Annotated in this window: 20 protein-coding genes; 7 read left to right on the top strand and 13 right to left on the bottom strand. The window is 50.3% G+C overall.

All coding sequences use genetic code 11. From position 1 onward, the window contains the following. Positions 1-147 precede the first annotated feature (147 nt). Complete coding sequence (locus ACJA3I_RS01420) at positions 148-1146, bottom strand: GGGtGRT protein (protein WP_458862987.1); 999 nt, start codon at positions 1144-1146, stop codon at positions 148-150. 17 nt (positions 1147-1163) lie between these two features. Continuing rightward, positions 1164-1856: an iron-sulfur cluster assembly scaffold protein gene (locus tag ACJA3I_RS01415; protein WP_458862986.1), complete on the bottom strand. Its 693-nt coding sequence runs from the start codon at positions 1854-1856 to the stop codon at positions 1164-1166. Positions 1857-2189: 333 nt separating this feature from the next. On the opposite strand from ACJA3I_RS01415, the gene ACJA3I_RS01410 reads away from it, so the two are divergent. From ACJA3I_RS01410 to ACJA3I_RS01385, 6 genes are all read left to right on the top strand, one after another. Continuing rightward, entirely contained in the window at positions 2190-2318 is a 129-nt protein-coding gene (locus tag ACJA3I_RS01410) for a hypothetical protein (RefSeq protein WP_458862985.1), read from the top strand. Positions 2319-2347: 29 nt separating this feature from the next. Further along, entirely contained in the window at positions 2348-2881 is a 534-nt protein-coding gene (locus tag ACJA3I_RS01405; RefSeq protein ID WP_458862984.1) for an HIRAN domain-containing protein, read from the top strand. Between the two features lie 123 nt (positions 2882-3004). Beyond that, positions 3005-3829, top strand: coding sequence for a hypothetical protein (locus ACJA3I_RS01400; RefSeq protein ID WP_458862983.1), 825 nt, complete (start codon positions 3005-3007; stop codon positions 3827-3829). Between the two features lie 56 nt (positions 3830-3885). Beyond that, the gene (locus ACJA3I_RS01395) at positions 3886-4272 is read left to right on the top strand and encodes a hypothetical protein (RefSeq protein WP_458862982.1); all 387 of its coding nucleotides are present in this window, start codon (positions 3886-3888) and stop codon (positions 4270-4272) included. 15 nt (positions 4273-4287) lie between these two features. Beyond that, complete coding sequence (locus tag ACJA3I_RS01390; RefSeq protein WP_458862981.1) at positions 4288-5349, top strand: helix-turn-helix transcriptional regulator; 1062 nt, start codon at positions 4288-4290, stop codon at positions 5347-5349. Further along, entirely contained in the window at positions 5285-6298 is a 1014-nt protein-coding gene (locus ACJA3I_RS01385) for a GNAT family protein (RefSeq protein ID WP_458862980.1), read from the top strand. The genes ACJA3I_RS01390 and ACJA3I_RS01385 overlap by 65 nt, the downstream gene beginning before the upstream one ends. Before the next feature lie 403 nt (positions 6299-6701). Here ACJA3I_RS01385 and ACJA3I_RS01380 read toward each other — a convergent pair whose 3' ends face one another. The 4 genes from ACJA3I_RS01380 to ACJA3I_RS01365 form a co-directional block, all read right to left on the bottom strand. Then, positions 6702-7451, bottom strand: coding sequence for a plasmid pRiA4b ORF-3 family protein (locus tag ACJA3I_RS01380; RefSeq protein ID WP_458862979.1), 750 nt, complete (start codon positions 7449-7451; stop codon positions 6702-6704). 17 nt (positions 7452-7468) lie between these two features. Further along, positions 7469-8278 carry a hypothetical protein gene (locus ACJA3I_RS01375; protein ID WP_458862978.1) on the bottom strand — a complete coding sequence of 270 codons (810 nt, stop codon included), beginning with the start codon at positions 8276-8278 and terminating at the stop codon, positions 7469-7471. Positions 8279-8393: 115 nt separating this feature from the next. Next, positions 8394-8756 (bottom strand): hypothetical protein, encoded by a 363-nt coding sequence (locus tag ACJA3I_RS01370; RefSeq protein ID WP_458862977.1) that lies wholly within the window; start codon positions 8754-8756, stop codon positions 8394-8396. A 120-nt stretch (positions 8757-8876) separates the two neighbouring features. Next, positions 8877-9209 (bottom strand): hypothetical protein, encoded by a 333-nt coding sequence (locus ACJA3I_RS01365; RefSeq protein WP_458862976.1) that lies wholly within the window; start codon positions 9207-9209, stop codon positions 8877-8879. A 114-nt stretch (positions 9210-9323) separates the two neighbouring features. Between ACJA3I_RS01365 and ACJA3I_RS01360 the strand changes: the two genes are divergently transcribed. Then, positions 9324-9689: a helix-turn-helix domain-containing protein gene (locus ACJA3I_RS01360; protein WP_458862975.1), complete on the top strand. Its 366-nt coding sequence runs from the start codon at positions 9324-9326 to the stop codon at positions 9687-9689. Between the two features lie 357 nt (positions 9690-10046). Here ACJA3I_RS01360 and ACJA3I_RS01355 read toward each other — a convergent pair whose 3' ends face one another. The 7 genes from ACJA3I_RS01355 to ACJA3I_RS01325 all read right to left on the bottom strand — a co-directional run bounded on the left by ACJA3I_RS01355 (position 10047) and on the right by ACJA3I_RS01325 (position 14352). Next, positions 10047-10682 (bottom strand): hypothetical protein, encoded by a 636-nt coding sequence (locus ACJA3I_RS01355; protein WP_458862974.1) that lies wholly within the window; start codon positions 10680-10682, stop codon positions 10047-10049. Between the two features lie 76 nt (positions 10683-10758). Then, entirely contained in the window at positions 10759-11040 is a 282-nt protein-coding gene (locus ACJA3I_RS01350; protein ID WP_458862973.1) for a hypothetical protein, read from the bottom strand. Between the two features lie 224 nt (positions 11041-11264). After that, complete coding sequence (locus ACJA3I_RS01345; RefSeq protein WP_458862972.1) at positions 11265-11561, bottom strand: hypothetical protein; 297 nt, start codon at positions 11559-11561, stop codon at positions 11265-11267. After that, positions 11551-12348, bottom strand: a complete 798-nt coding sequence (locus ACJA3I_RS01340) for a metallophosphoesterase (RefSeq protein WP_458862971.1) — start codon at positions 12346-12348, stop codon at positions 11551-11553. The genes ACJA3I_RS01345 and ACJA3I_RS01340 overlap by 11 nt, the downstream gene beginning before the upstream one ends. 5 nt (positions 12349-12353) lie before the next feature. After that, entirely contained in the window at positions 12354-12821 is a 468-nt protein-coding gene (locus tag ACJA3I_RS01335) for a hypothetical protein (protein ID WP_458862970.1), read from the bottom strand. A 20-nt stretch (positions 12822-12841) separates the two neighbouring features. Next, a complete protein-coding gene (locus tag ACJA3I_RS01330; RefSeq protein WP_458862969.1) occupies positions 12842-13996 on the bottom strand; it encodes a hypothetical protein in 1155 nt (384 codons plus the stop codon). Continuing rightward, on the bottom strand, positions 13993-14352 hold the full coding sequence (locus ACJA3I_RS01325) for a hypothetical protein (RefSeq protein WP_458862968.1): 360 nt from the start codon (positions 14350-14352) through the stop codon (positions 13993-13995). Before ACJA3I_RS01325 ends, ACJA3I_RS01330 begins: the two co-directional genes overlap by 4 nt. Between the last annotated feature and the right edge of the window lie 49 nt (positions 14353-14401).

The following is a 14401-nucleotide window of genomic DNA, read 5'->3' as shown; positions in this document are numbered from 1 at the left end:
TGGATCGGGCGTTTTTTATCGACGGATATGCCGCCGGCAATCACAGAATGGGATAGCGGCGATCACAGAAAACAAAAATAAAAAATACCGCAGCCGAAGCTGCGGTATTTTTGTTATGACGCGGCGAGAAAACGCCGGGTTTCTTTTTTAGGCGTTTGCCTGAGAAGCGGCCACAGCGCAGGCAACGGTGGCGCCCACCATGGGGTTGTTGCCCATGCCGATGAGGCCCATCATTTCCACATGCGCGGGAACGCTGGAAGAGCCGGCAAACTGCGCGTCGCCATGCATACGGCCCATGCTGTCGGTCAGGCCATAGCTGGCGGGGCCCGCCGCCACATTATCGGGATGCAGGGTGCGGCCTGTGCCGCCGCCCGAAGCCACCGAGAAATATTTTTTGCCGTTTTCGATGGCCCATTTTTTATAAGTGCCGGCCACCAGATGCTGAAAACGGGTGGGGTTGGTGGAGTTGCCGGTGATGGAAACTTCCACATTTTCAAGCTTCATGATCGCTACGCCTTCCAAAACATCGTTGGCGCCATAGCAGCGAACGGCCGCGCGTTCACCGGTGGAAAACGCTTTTTCGCGAACGACCTTCACTTCGCCTGCGGCGAAATCAAAATCGGTTTCCACATAGGTGAAGCCGTTGATGCGGCTGATGATATAAGCGGCGTCTTTGCCCAGACCGTTCAAAATCACGCGCAGGGGCGTTTTGCGGGCTTTATTGGCTGTGCGGGCGATGCCCAGCGCGCCTTCGGCGGCGGCGAAGCTTTCGTGGCCGGCCAAAAAGGCAAAGCAGGTGGTTTCTTCATTGAGCAGCATGGCGCCCAGATTGCCGTGGCCGATGCCGACTTTGCGCTGTTCGGCCACAGAGCCGGGGATGGTGAAGGCTTCAAGGCCTTCACCGATGGCGGAAGCGCAATCGGCCGCGCTGCGCAGGCCGCGCTTCACCGCGATGGCGGTGCCCAGAGTATAGGCCCACACCGCGTTGTCAAAGCAGATGTTTTGAACACCTTTCACGATGGCGTCGCAGTCGATCCCCTTGGAAAGGAGCATCTCGCGGCACGCATCCAGAGATTCCAGACCGTTGGCTTTCAGACATGCCTCGATTTTGGGCATGCGTCTTTCCTGACTTTCAAAAGTTGCCATAATGTGTTCCTCCTTCCTTATTCTTCGCGGGGGTCGATATATTTCACGGCCTCATCGAAACGGCCGTATGTGCCGATGTTTTTCTGGAACGCCGCACCGGGGTCTTCACCGTGACGGATGGCTTCCAGCATTTTGCCCAGACGCACAAACTGATAGCCGATGACTTCGCTGTTTTCATCCAGCGCCAGCTTCAGGATATAGCCCTCTGTCAGTTCCAGATAGCGCACGCCCTTGGATTTTGTGGAAAAAATCGTGCCCGTCATGCTGCGCAAGCCCTTGCCCAGATCTTCCAGCCCGGCGCCGATGGGCAGGCCGTCATCTGAGAAAGCGGTTTGGCTGCGGCCATAGACCAGCTGTAAAAACAGTTCGCGCATCGCCACATTGATGGCGTCGCAGACAAGGTCGGTGTTCAGCGCTTCCAGAATGGTTTTGCCGGGCAGAATTTCGCCGGCCATGGCCGCGGAATGGGTCATGCCCGAGCAGCCGATGGTTTCCACCAGCGCTTCTTCGATAATGCCGTTTTTTACATTCAGGGTCAGCTTGCAGGTGCCCTGCTGGGGCGCGCAGCAGCCCACGCCGTGAGTCAAGCCCGAAATATCGCCGATTTGATAAGCTTTGACCCATTTTCCCTCTTCGGGAATCGGTGCGGGGCCGTGATCGCAGCCCTTCGCCAGAGGACACATATGTTCTACTTCTTTCGAATAGTTCATAAGGTTCGCTCCTTTTCTTGTTTTTTTACCGTTATTCTTCTTCATTATAAGGGGTTTCGGCGGCAACATCAAGCAAAATCGACCGCCTTCGGCAAAAATCGGCAGGTTTCCTGGATTTGCTATGCACAAAAGACAAAGTGTGATAGAATAACCGCATAGAAGCTGTTCGATCTGTTTTGCAGGAGCAGCGGCATCCCAAAAAAGAAAGCACCTTCAAAAGCTTCGGCCCGCGCCAAACGCAGCAAATAAGGCATCCGGCGCAGGGAAAAGTCCGTTATATTGGTCATATTATCCGGTATAGTATGGTTATCAAGAAAAACGGGAGGGCTGAAGATGGAATATACCATTACTTATAAAGGCGGTCATGTGGAGGTTTATGATACCCTGGGGCGGTTTCTGTTTTCGGCAGACAGCGCCCAGGAAGCCCGCTGCGATCTGCGGGAAATGGGGTATCTTTGCTGATGCGCAGAAAAACCGCCGCGGAGGCAAACATGAGCGAAGCGCTGAGAGCCTGGCTTTGGCTGGCGCCCCTTTTGGCCATGGGCTTTGGCGCCGCGATCTGGCTGAAAAACAGAAAACGGAAAAAAGCGCTGGGCGATCTGCGCGCCGCGGCAGAGCGGCAGGGGGCAGAAGCTTTGGGGGAACGCTTTGCCCCCGCGGAAGGGCCCCAACTGCTCGACCGCTTTCGGCCCGCAGGGCAGCGGTATTTTGCGCCGCCCCGGCCGCCCTGTTTTTGCGGCGAGCGGCTGAGGGTGGAACCCGAACCCGAAAACCTCCATGATTGCAACGCGCTTTGCCTGCGCCGCCGGGATGGCACGCCCGTGGGATATGTGCCGCGGCGGCAGAACACCATTCCCGCCATGCTGATGCGCAGCGGGTGGCGGCTGTGGGCCGAGATCTGCCAGAGCGAGGACGGCGGAAAGCTTGCCGTCTGCTTATACGCGCAGGAAGGCGAAGAAGAACAGACGGTTCCTGCGGAGGCAGGCGCCGCGGAATCGATGAATCCAACGGCGGCGGGTGTTTGAAGGCGGGGCAGAGAGAAGAAAGGATCGCAGAGGATCGCGCAATGGGGGAAGAAGCAGCAAAGAACAGAGGAGAAATTTGCTGGAACACCCCTGAGATCATTCTGATGCAGAAGGCGAAACGGCATGAAAGAGATCAGCATTTTTTGCGGCGGGCTTTGCCGCTGCATTCCCGTGGAGGTTCCCATCGAGCTTCCCGACCATCCGCTGCCCCCGGCGGAGTGGATGGTCCGCTTGCTGCCCTATGGCGCGGCGGCGGCCGCCGCGGGATGGCGGGCGATGCTTTGCGCCTTCCGCCAGGAGCTGCATCAGCCCCGGGCGGCAAAACAGCTGATCGCCCAACCGGCGGAGATCGCTTTTTCCACGGCCCGCAGCCTGACGGAAGCCGCGCTGAGAGAAGAGGAGCTGGCGCGGATCCTTATGGAAGACCTGCCGGCGGCGCAGAAGCAGGCGCTGAGGATGATGCGCTTCTGCTTTGAAAACGGCTGGATGCAGCAGCTTTATTATTTTCTTTCGCTGGCCGCCCCCGAGCGCAGGCGAAACCTAGCGGCGCTGGCCGCAGCACCCCGCCCACCGGCCAAAGAACGCCCGCCGCTGCCCCCCATGGCGCGGCCGCCCTGCACACGCCTTGACCCGCAGGTGGTGCAGACCATTCTCGACCGCGAAAAACAGCGGATCTGCCTTTCGCCGCCCGCCATGGGCCCATGGATATTTTTAGATCTTTTCCTGCTGCGGCGCGGGGGCGGCGAAGCGGGGCCTGTGCTTCCCCTTCTGGATGAAGCGGGCCAGCCCATGGCCGAGGTTTCGGTGGGCCGCCTGCCCGATGTTCTTCAACCTTCTGTAAAAAACCTTTTGCGCCGGCAGAAAACGCTGGCGCTTTCTGTGCATCCGTCGCTTTCCATCCCCGCCCAGAAATGGCTGGTGGTTTATTTGTGGATGAAAATATGTTGACATATTTTAAAAGCGAGTATATTATGCGGTTATAAAACAGACAGGGAGGTTTTTTCATGGAGATCACCACCATTGAAATGGAAGCAAGGCTGAGAGAAGAGTTCCCCCGTTCCTATAAGCGTTTTTCGTCGTTTGTGGAATCGGGCGAGCTGTGGCAGACCCTGATCGATTCGCTGAGGAACGCCGAGCTGATGAGCCATTATGTGTTCTGCAACGATGTGATGGGCATTCCGCCTGTGCGCGTGCATTTATGCGTTTACCCCCAGCTGCGCCGCCGGGAGCTTTCGCGGGAAGAAAAGCAGGCGATGGGCGCTTTTTGGGGCTTTGTGTTCAAAGAACTTCTGGGATATCGGGAACAGGAGAGCGTTTCCTGCGTGATCGGCGGGGTGAAAACAGCCACGCGCTATGGGAATTCCTGCGGCCCGCAGCTGGCCCGGCAATAGGAAGGGGGAGCGAAAATGGCAAAAAGCGCCAATCAGAAAATGAAGCTTCTTTATCTGATGCGGATGCTGGAGGAAGAAAGCGATGAACAGCATCCCCTGACCATGAGTTATATTCTGGCGCGGCTGGAGGCCATGGGCGTGGAAGCCGAGCGCAAGAGCATTTATGACGATCTGGATACGCTGCGCTTTTTCGGCATGGATATCATCAAGCAGACCGCCAAGCCGCAGGGCTATTTTCTGGCTTCGCGCGAGTTTGAAATGCCCGAACTCAAGCTGCTGGTGGATGCCGTGCAGTCTTCAAAATTCATCACGGCCCGCAAATCTTCCGAGCTGATCAAAAAAGTCGAAAATCTTTCCAGCCGCCATCAGGCCGGCCTGCTCCAGCGGCAGGTCTATGTGGCCAACCGCATCAAAACCATGAACGAAAGCATTTATTATAATGTGGATGCCCTGCATAACGCCATCGCGGCCGAAAGCCAGATCACCTTTCGCTATTTCGAATGGGTGGTGGATTTCACCGGCGGCGAAAAGGTGAAAAGCCGTTTTCGCAAGGAGGGCGGCCTTTATCAGATCAGCCCCTGGGCCCTGGCATGGGAAGACGAAAATTATTATCTGGTGGGCTATGACAGCGTTTCACAGAAAATCAAACATTACCGCGTGGATAAAATGACCGAGATCCGCCAAAACGCCAAGCCGCGCGACGGCCAGCAGGAATTTCGCAACTTCGATATGGGCGTTTATTCCCGCGGGTTGTTCGGTATGTTCGGCGGAAAAGAAGAAACGGTGCGCCTGCGCATGGAAAACCGGCTCATCGGCGTGGTGGCCGATCGCTTTGGCAGGCAGCTGAAGCTTTTACCCGCGGGAGAAGGCTTTTTCGAGGTGTGGGTCTCGGTGAATGTGAGCCCTCAGTTTTTCTCGTGGCTTTTCGGCTTTGAAGAAAAGGTGCAGATCCTTTCGCCCTTATGGGTGCGCGAAGAATATTGCCGCGCCCTGGAAAGGGTGAGCGGCGTTTATGCCCAAACTCCGCCCGAAAAAGAACCCCAAAAGGAAACTTCGCAGACAGGCGGAAAAGACTGATAAATGGGAAGCTGTGAGCGAAAGTTTATTTATATTGGTGGAGGTGGGGAGTAAATTGTACAAGCACAGAACATATGTGGAAAAATCCAATGATTTTGAAAAAATGATTGAATTAGTCACTCGTTTGAATGCAATACATATATGCGATTGGTCAGTAGGAAGAATATATGCATGGAGATATGGTAGGTGGGATACAAAAAGTCAAGATGATTTACAGTTTGAAAAGCAGGCTGAATTGTATTTTGATAAAGCAGACAAGCTACAAGGAATCATAATCACAGAAAATTTTGGGCGTGAATATTATCTTCTTTCAGAAAAAAAAGAAGAGATTATTCAGAACATGATTGATTTTTTACTTAAAAATCAATTCGGGGAAGAATATTCTGTAATTGTTAGTGAATGTGATGTAATGCAACAAAGTATTCTTTTTAAGAATGGGTTTGCTTTTCAGACCGATGCCGATGTAACATATACTTATTCAAAAGACAAGATAGCATTTCCCGATATTTCATTGCCAGATGGTTTCACATTGTCCGATCAAGAAAAATTTAAAAATATGACGGCAGTTGAGAAACAGAGATTTTTTTCTTTCAATCCTAACTCAGAATATAGCGATGTTATTGATAAAGGTTATAAGCATTGCAGAACCAATCCTCTGCTGATACAGGCACTAAATATAGTTTTATTGGATAGCAACAATACTCCTATTTCTTCCTGTGTAGGCTATTTAGACAAAGATAATAGTCTTATGGAAATTGAAGTAGTTGCAACAAAATCAGGGTATGAAAACAGAGGATTTGCAAAAATTGTAATATGCGAGTGCATTCGTAAAGGAATTGATTTTGGAGTTGTTGAATTTTCGATTTCTGGGTGGAATGAAAAGACAAAGAGAATATACTCATCATTTGGAGAACCTACCATTACAAAAAAATTTAGGTTCGCAAGATAGATAATTTCATCTTGGGTATATAACAGCTTCTTATGGAGGCTATGAGCATAACCTTCGCATCGCCAAATTCCGATTTGCCGGGATAGGGCGTTCTGACGCCGGTGATCAAAAACAGAAACATTGTCGATGACAGATCGCGCAAAGAACAAATCATGAACCATTGCGAAAAACCTGCGTTTTTGCATGGCTGAAATTGAAAACTGAAACAAATAGAAAAAGCCCTGTAACCGTTGAAGTTACAGGGCTTTTCTTATGGCGAGTGCGAGTAATTAAGATATTTCGTGAAAGCCTTTATTTTCAAGTATTTCCGGGCATACATCCTCCGATTTGACCGTATCGGGGGTTCTTTATGTTTTTAGGGCAATTTTTAATCCAAGCAAAAAAGATATTTGCTCAATTCCGTTTATCTTTGAGCCTGCTTGTACTTCCGTTCCAGCAGATTCATGGATTGCTTTGTCGGCTCAAGCCCGTGCTCATATGCGTCAGCGTAGATGCGAGGCACTTTCTTCAAGCGGAAGTTCATATCGGCAATGTCAAAAGAAATCAAATCGAGAGCGTCCATCCCAAGCCATTCGGAGTATTCCTTATATTTGGAGCCCTTCTTTTTGGCAAAGGCTTTTGCGATATCTTCAAGTCCGCTGGTTCCTCCGCAGTCCTCAATGATCCCGTACCCTTCGCCGGCAAGAACACGCGGCAGTTCCTTTCCCGGCAAATCCTTATCCTCCATGATCTGCTCCAAAACCAGTTTGACTTCCCAGCCATCTCCGTAATCGTAGGAAAGGGACAACTCGTCGCCAACATGATAGATGACACGAGGAAGATTTTCGGCTGCCGCATTTTCGGCGCTTTCATCCTCGAAATCTTCCGTCATTTCGTTTTGAACTTCATAGCGAACGACTTCATCCTTGTCCCAAATGCCAATGAGTTTGTTGAGCTCGTCTTCGGTAAGCCGCTGCTTCATTCGCCTGTAATGGTTTGCGCCAAATGGCACCTCAAAGCAGAACAAATGGCTTGCTTTCATTTCAAACATAGTCATGACGATATACCCCAGACGGGCAATCGTTATGTTGTTCATAACTTGGAATCGCCGCCAGATTTTCGGTTCATAATCATCAAGCTCAGCATAGAATTGATAGATTGGGTGAGAAGCCATGGCAATCTCCTTTCAAATCAAATAGACGCCATCATCATACCAGTCATTAAGAGAAGATACTGGCTGCCTAAATCCATGATGAAGTCAGGCGTAATTGTCCAGAAGTCACCACGCCGAAGGTTGCCCCACACTAAATGGAATATCGCATAAAACTGTTCTTTGGGAAAGAGCTGGCTTTTTCGAAGGATTTGCTCCGCTGCCTCCCAAGACTCTGCGGAAATGATTTCAATGCTGCTCATTACATGAGTTAAGAGAACCGATAAGCACAGTTTTGCGTTTGGATCGGTTGGAAACAATTCCTTCAAAATCTTCTTAATCTCTGGTTTAGATTCTCGAAGGTGATGTCCCTGATAAAAGGGATTTACTGTTGTCATTACCATGTCGGCGATGAACTCTCTCCAAATGGCATAGCCAGCGCACATTGTTCCGTTCTCAATCTTGTTCTCGGTTTCAACATCGCAGTATCTGGAATAAAAGAGTCCACCGGGTATTTCATTGTGCGAACAAAAAATGTGCGCTAATTCATGCAGAATTACGGCAATGAGGTATTCTTCTGGCATCTCAACATCAGACCGAAGCATGATGCCATCATGTTCATCAGAATAAAATGCATATCCGAGGAAGGATTCAAAATACCCATGATCTTCAACAGCTCGATCCTCCCACAATGGAAAGAACTCAGAGCAGAGCGCTTTGTAGATGGATAGTCCTGTTTTCGGTGTGAAGCAACGAACAATAACACTGTCCATGGAGAACGATGTCCCCATCTCGTCATTGAACAATTCCATCGCATATTCTGTTGTGTCGAAAATGCGTTTTTCTGTCATCCTCAGCTTTTCCTATCTTGGGTAGCACTTTTTTCACGCTATCTCTACCCAATAACTTTAGCATATAGGCAAGGCTGGCGCAAGGCATCCACTTGAAACTTCGGAAAAAATTGATTTAGTACAGCGTCCACCAGTAGTCGAAGAGGCGGCGGTAAAAATTGCCCTTCCGAGGAGTATATTTGCAACAGCGAATGCGGCGGCTGGTTTCTCGCTTGATCCATTTTTGGCAATTGCTATTCTTTGGGTATTTGATGTACTTGCCTGTGTGAAGCAGCGTGTCGCCATCGAAGCCCCAGTCAATATAACCCGCATGGGGCACATAGTGCATGGTGACAATCCGCATCAGATGGTCGTTCTTTCTCACGGTTTGCTGCTGACGGTACAGGCGTCCGCCACGCCGCGATGGTTCGGAAGGAAGCTGCTCAAGCCTCCGTTGCTCGATCTGAAGCAAAACTTCGTTTAACTCTGTTTCTGTCATATACTTTCCCATTTGGCACGGTGCGCGTCACAGGGCACAGTCCGTACCAGCTCCCGCGCTGCTTTGAGTGGTATTCTCTCTGCTCTTTTTTGTTCTGCTTGTGAAGCGGCACCATCTGTGTCATGCACACTCACCCTCTTTCCTTGCCGTATCGATCATCTCCATAAACGCCCGGCACTGTGCGGGGTAGTCCACATGGCCGCAAAGCATCATTTTGTTTGAAAGCTCATTCAGAGCGTCAAGAAACGCCCCCTCATCACGCTTGTGGATCCGACAGAAAATTGTTCGTAAATCAAAGCCATCCTTTTGGTATTCCTGAAGGAATTTTACCCGCACTTTGTGCTTGATGAAGAGCTGATCGGCCAGATAGTCGCTGGAGTCAAGAAACGCATAAAACCTGTGGCAAAGAGAAAAGCGCTCCAAGCGCAGATAGTTTTTCAGTTCGGTTGGCATCTTGTCCTCCTTCAACATTTCTGTTACAGAATTGGATTTGGTATTGATTTTTCTGGCGCTTTCGGTTATTCTGAAATACTCCCTTTGGGGAAATAAACATTGGAGGCGAAAGCTATGCAGCAGAACTTTTTCCCGGTCATCGATCCCGTAGCGACTGGGGCAAACATTGTGCGACTCCGGCAGGAGCGCGGCCTGTCTGTTCGGGATCTGCAGGCATTCTTTGGCTTTGAGGAGCCGCAAGCCATATACAAGTGGCAGCGGGGTCAGAGCCTTCCGTCCGTTGATAACCTGTACGCTCTTGGTTCCTTGCTTGAAGTACCGATGGATGAGATCCTGATTTCAGCAAGGCCACAACTGAACATGATAGTTCTTGAGCAGCAGGCTGAAGCCTGCTGCTCAGCTCTTTCTATGAACCGGCTGTTTTGGATACGGCAGAAGTCCGAAATTGCATCGACCATTTTGTCGAGCTTCTGCGCGTGAATGGAGCGTCCGAAGACACTATTCAATCGACATCTGCTCGAAATGTAATAGCCCGAAGGCATCATTTTTCAATAATGAGGGCTTTTCAGCCAAAATGGAGATGTATGTGTGATTAGGTAGTGAGGGCGGATAAGCGAGAAAGCGAAATAACGAGTGAGCGTTGTTTGATGTACGAAACCCTTGGTGTCTGAGCGTCATCCAACTGTTAGAATTAACAGTAGCTCTTTCTTGTTATTTGGAGCTTCCAGAGGAAGCGGTCGAATGTGCAGCCTTATAGTTCATCTGCACCTGAACCGATCTCCGCGCTTTCTTATCCTGCCGCACCCAAAGCAGCCGGTTCTGTTGCAGAGAAGCAGATTATTTCTGCTTCTCTGCGTAGGCGCTGAATACTTCTGCGAAGCTGTCGTTGACATCGAAGGACGGGACATACTCGACCTCCGCATTCACAAGGCAGCGATCCAGCTCGGCAGAGACGGCATCCGCTTTCTTGTTCATGTCAGTGAGATATTTGCGGATGACATTGCGGTCGAAATTGATGGTGGTGACTCGCTTGACGTCGCACTTATACGACACCTGATTGCCGTCGGTGTTGAAGCGGTAGCCTGTGCCGCCGTGGGGCACAAGAACCTCAGAGCTGCGCAGATCGGCCATATGCTTGAATGTGCCCGCAATGCTTTGCCGCTTGCTGTTGATGCTCACCTCACTGTCCATGTCGACGGGCAGCTTGTCCTTGGCCGCATGGATGCCAGACGCCAGAGACTCTCGCTGACCGAGCAACCAGAGCATGAAGCCGGCGACCTCAGTGATTTGCTCAGCGTACTCGGTGCCGGGGATATCGACGGTGGTTTCGTTTTCGGCCTCGGCCATGACCTTTTTGCGAAGATATGTAGTCTCCACGCGGGTCACGTTGGAGTCCCTGCAAAGGATGCTCTGCGCTTCGTCCATCAGAGCCTGCAGCTTGTTCTGATAACGGAAGGCTTCTTTCAAATTCATATCGTTCACTCCTGTCAATTCTAATTTCTGATCGTATTTTATCGCCGAATAAGGACATTGTCATTGAACTGCTGGTTTAATCCTCATCGTCATTTGTCATCCAGATGGCTCGATATAAGTGGACATACTCTCCGACAAGCTCTGGGTATTTATGATAAATGTGCTTGCATACCTTGCGGTACAGCTCTAAGAACCTGTCCTCATCACAAAAGTCGCACAGGCCATCCAAAACCGAGGTGATATCATTGATATCCGCTACTTCACCAGAAAGGACTTCGTCAACTGCAGGGCAGTATAGCATGTAGGCGTTATTGCGAAGTGCTTGAAGCTGCTCAATCAACTCGCCCAGATCATCCATTGTATTCGACACCACAGTTCGCTTCCATTCCTTTTCATGTATCTGAGTAGAACTCCCTCATATCGTCTAACCTCAGACAGGCAAGGCGGCCTCGTTCCGGGTAGCCGCTTCCGCAGTCGACACCGATCATGCGATTCCCGTGCCATATTTTCATTGGCACGGCCTTTTGGTAGTGCGATGTAGGCGTATGACCGAAAACTACTGTCTTGCCTTCTGGCATCGTTTCATAGCGCTTCCGGTTCTTTAAGACACCACTCGCGGCTACCATCAGATTCCCACACTTTATAATCCTCGGTGGCCTCATAGAGCCACCATTCGATGTAGTCATACTTGTCGTTGACAGCTTCCTTCATCACCATGCGTAAGGCTTGCAGCCACAGATTGTCGCAGCCAAAGGTGAAGCAGTCAGCCACTTTACTGAGTGCCTTACATACCTCGTCATTGATCTTTTCTTGTTCACGAATCATACGAAGTGCCTTGCAGAAGGTTTCCTTCGTCAAAAGCCGCTTGCTATTCTCCATCTGCATCCACCTCATCACATAGCCGTTTTGCTTCCAGGAGGTCTTCTTCCGTATAGTCAAAGGGGATTCTACCCAGCCGGACAGTTTCCTGAAAGAAGAGGATGATTGCTTGCTCATGGGTTAGCCCATATCTCTTGAATACCTCTCCGGCTTTCTCATACAGATCGGCATCGATTTTCAGCTCTATTGTTTCATAGCGCGGTTCGGCAGGTGGTGCCTGCTTTGCGAGGATCTCGTCCAGCGTCACCGGCTCATAGTTCCAGTACATACAGCCCACATTGAAGATGCGGTTGGAAAAATTGCGCTCATTCAGGCTCTTGGCAATTTCAAGCTCGATGTCAGCTTCCTCAGTAAAGTGGGAGTGTCCATGGAGGTGGATGGCTTGATATCTATGACCATTGTACATCGGCATAAAATAGTGACTGAGAATGCACCGGCGCACGGAGCCATCTTCCAGCGTTACGCAGATATCATCATAATCCTTGACACCCGCCAGCGCATTCTTTGCCTGTGCGTTATGGAGGAATCGGTCATGGTTGCCTTTGATCAGTACAATCTGACCATTCAGGCTTTTGATGAGATTGTGGGCATCGCCGTTCCGGGATTTCCAAATAAGGTCGCCAAGGACATATACAAGGTCACCCTTGCCGACTTTTGCGTTCCATCGACGGATGAGTTCTGCATCCATTTCTTCAACGGTAGCAAACGGACGATGGTCAAAGCGAATCACATTTTCGTGTCCGAAATGCAGGTCGCTTGTAAAAAACACCTTTCCCAGCGTGAGCACCTCCCTTAACCGTTGTTTTCCTTTTCTGCTGTTGCTTGGCTGGCATCTGCTTGCAGCATCTTTTGATAATGCACTTTCAAATCGTCCCGAAGCTTACGCCAATCCTCACGATAGTCGAGCTTCTCGTCAGGAAGCTCCCTCTCAATATCCTCTATCATGACGCTGATTGTCCTCGTATCCATTACATCAAGATACCTCCGAACAAAGCCCATCAGGACGGATGGCATATAGGTGTGGCGTCCAATGGAGTATCGCAGGGCGCTATTGACAATGCATCCAAAATCATCATCAAACACGAAGGAAAACCATTGCGCCGGGCAGAGAACTAAGTCGTCTTTCCCCTCGTCCGTGATCACATAGCCGATATTTTCTTTGTCGATCTTTTCCAAGAGTTCGTCGAGCTGGTCGCCGAGAACTGTCCGGCTGATCCGCTCCATTTGGTCGAGCGGCTGTAAATACTTAAACTCATTCATTTGTGTTCTCCAATCAATAATCATCCATCTGCGAAGATGTCCTCGCAGACAGGGTCAAGGCTGATGTCCTCAGAATACAACGCATCGACACCCGCTTTTACATCGCTGAATTTCTTCTCTGGCAGAAACAGCGAGGTCAAAACGGTTGGTTCCTTGCGGTCATCGAAAAGGACGATTCCGGGATGTCCCCATGCATTGTGAACCGGCTCCCAATGATCCTCTGCATGAGCATTGCTGTGGTAACAGAAACCATAGATCTTTGGCTTGATGCATCGGATGTACTCGTCACCGTCTTTTATCAGAAGGATGTCCATGAACACGGTGTGGAGCTTCATCGTGTAGATGCAGTCCCAGATGTTTATAAAATCCCACGACCGCTCCTTCAGGCTTTGATAGTTTTCACTGATGAGGGTTACAGGCTCAAGGAGTGGCTTCTCAGCATAAGCGACATGATGTGTCACCGCTTTTTTGCCCTTTTTGAAACTACGGAAGGCATTGACCGTTTCACTGAATTGATCCTGATCCAGCGAATCTATGAAGCTTTCAATTTCCTGCAGCGTACCGTAGTAACGCTTTGATGATGACACGATGCTGGGAGTGAAATAGTTGTCCAGCGTGATGGCATAGTATTTTTGCGGATGGCCATTATCAAACGGCTCGGAGAAACATGCATCCACATCGAAATCCCACCGCTCGGGTCCGAACTCATCCGGATATTCGTTGACGAGCCACTCTTTCTTTTCTTTGAGCTGCTCGACGATACTGGAGATATCGTAATTTGAGTAGATTTGTGCGCCGCGCAGGACGCTGATGATTTCACCACCCCAGACGATATCGTCGTAGCCGATGAGCCGGTCGTAGAAAGCGCCCGTGTTTGGAAGCGGTGCATCCTCTATTTTCCCTCCGTAGGCGACATACAGACTATCATCCTTCAGGTAGTGATTTGTAAACTTGTTTGGGACATATCTCAAATCCGTGATGCCTTTGGTAGACATATACCCGAAACGCTTATGGTAGCGACCATAGACATACCACTCCGGCAGGTCTGCCACGAGGATTTTCGTCTTACGATCATTGGAGAACAGGGTTCCATCGTCGCTTCTGATATAGCGGTGGGCATGATCACGGAATACGATTGCCTCGACCGTGTATAAGTTGTTCCGGAATCTGCTCACGGCGCCTTATCTCCCTCTGTGATTTTAAACTGCTCGGCTGACTCAAAGTCATGGAATAGAAAGTGCATTCTATCAATTCTCTTGTTGATATGCCAGTGACCGCATAGCCAAGCTCTGTACGCTATGGATTCTTCTATTTTGTCGAGCCAACGCTCCGTGCTGTCATCCACGCTGCTCTGGTCGATCATTGGCAAGAAGGCTTCTGTCGGCTCGTATTTAAACGGGCAGGTATGCGAAAGAACCACATCAAAGTGCTTTTCCGCAATCTGCTTTTCGACGAATGCCTTAATTTCAGCGGAGGGCTGTTCATCCTCCCACCAGCCATAGCCACGCATAAGGCGGTAGTACTTGTCCACACTGTATGCGCCGCCGATGACGAGGTACTCTATCCCCTCCAGTGAATAA

The organism is Acidaminobacterium chupaoyuni (assembly GCF_047936785.1).
Taxonomy (GTDB): Bacteria; Bacillota; Clostridia; order Oscillospirales; family Butyricicoccaceae; genus Acidaminobacterium; species Acidaminobacterium chupaoyuni.
This window is presented reverse-complemented; position numbering and strand designations above follow the sequence as displayed.

Bases quoted from the DNA above. Each gene is read 5' to 3' on its own strand.
- ACJA3I_RS01355 (WP_458862974.1), bottom strand. From the start codon at position 10,682: ATGAATTTGAAAGAAGCCTTCCGTTATCAGAACAAGCTGCAGGCTCTG.
- ACJA3I_RS01420 (WP_458862987.1), bottom strand. From the start codon at position 1,146: ATGGCAACTTTTGAAAGTCAGGAAAGACGCATGCCCAAAATCGAGGCA.
- ACJA3I_RS01415 (WP_458862986.1), bottom strand. From the start codon at position 1,856: ATGAACTATTCGAAAGAAGTAGAACATATGTGTCCTCTGGCGAAGGGC.
- ACJA3I_RS01375 (WP_458862978.1), bottom strand. From the start codon at position 8,278: ATGACAGAAAAACGCATTTTCGACACAACAGAATATGCGATGGAATTG.
- ACJA3I_RS01405 (WP_458862984.1), top strand. From the start codon at position 2,348: ATGAGCGAAGCGCTGAGAGCCTGGCTTTGGCTGGCGCCCCTTTTGGCC.
- ACJA3I_RS01365 (WP_458862976.1), bottom strand. From the start codon at position 9,209: ATGCCAACCGAACTGAAAAACTATCTGCGCTTGGAGCGCTTTTCTCTT.
- ACJA3I_RS01385 (WP_458862980.1), top strand. From the start codon at position 5,285: ATGCCCAAACTCCGCCCGAAAAAGAACCCCAAAAGGAAACTTCGCAGA.
- ACJA3I_RS01380 (WP_458862979.1), bottom strand. From the start codon at position 7,451: ATGGCTTCTCACCCAATCTATCAATTCTATGCTGAGCTTGATGATTAT.
- ACJA3I_RS01360 (WP_458862975.1), top strand. From the start codon at position 9,324: ATGCAGCAGAACTTTTTCCCGGTCATCGATCCCGTAGCGACTGGGGCA.
- ACJA3I_RS01350 (WP_458862973.1), bottom strand. From the start codon at position 11,040: ATGGATGATCTGGGCGAGTTGATTGAGCAGCTTCAAGCACTTCGCAAT.
- ACJA3I_RS01370 (WP_458862977.1), bottom strand. From the start codon at position 8,756: ATGACAGAAACAGAGTTAAACGAAGTTTTGCTTCAGATCGAGCAACGG.
- ACJA3I_RS01335 (WP_458862970.1), bottom strand. From the start codon at position 12,821: ATGAATGAGTTTAAGTATTTACAGCCGCTCGACCAAATGGAGCGGATC.
- ACJA3I_RS01395 (WP_458862982.1), top strand. From the start codon at position 3,886: ATGGAGATCACCACCATTGAAATGGAAGCAAGGCTGAGAGAAGAGTTC.
- ACJA3I_RS01390 (WP_458862981.1), top strand. From the start codon at position 4,288: ATGGCAAAAAGCGCCAATCAGAAAATGAAGCTTCTTTATCTGATGCGG.
- ACJA3I_RS01400 (WP_458862983.1), top strand. From the start codon at position 3,005: ATGAAAGAGATCAGCATTTTTTGCGGCGGGCTTTGCCGCTGCATTCCC.
- ACJA3I_RS01345 (WP_458862972.1), bottom strand. From the start codon at position 11,561: ATGGAGAATAGCAAGCGGCTTTTGACGAAGGAAACCTTCTGCAAGGCA.
- ACJA3I_RS01410 (WP_458862985.1), top strand. From the start codon at position 2,190: ATGGAATATACCATTACTTATAAAGGCGGTCATGTGGAGGTTTATGAT.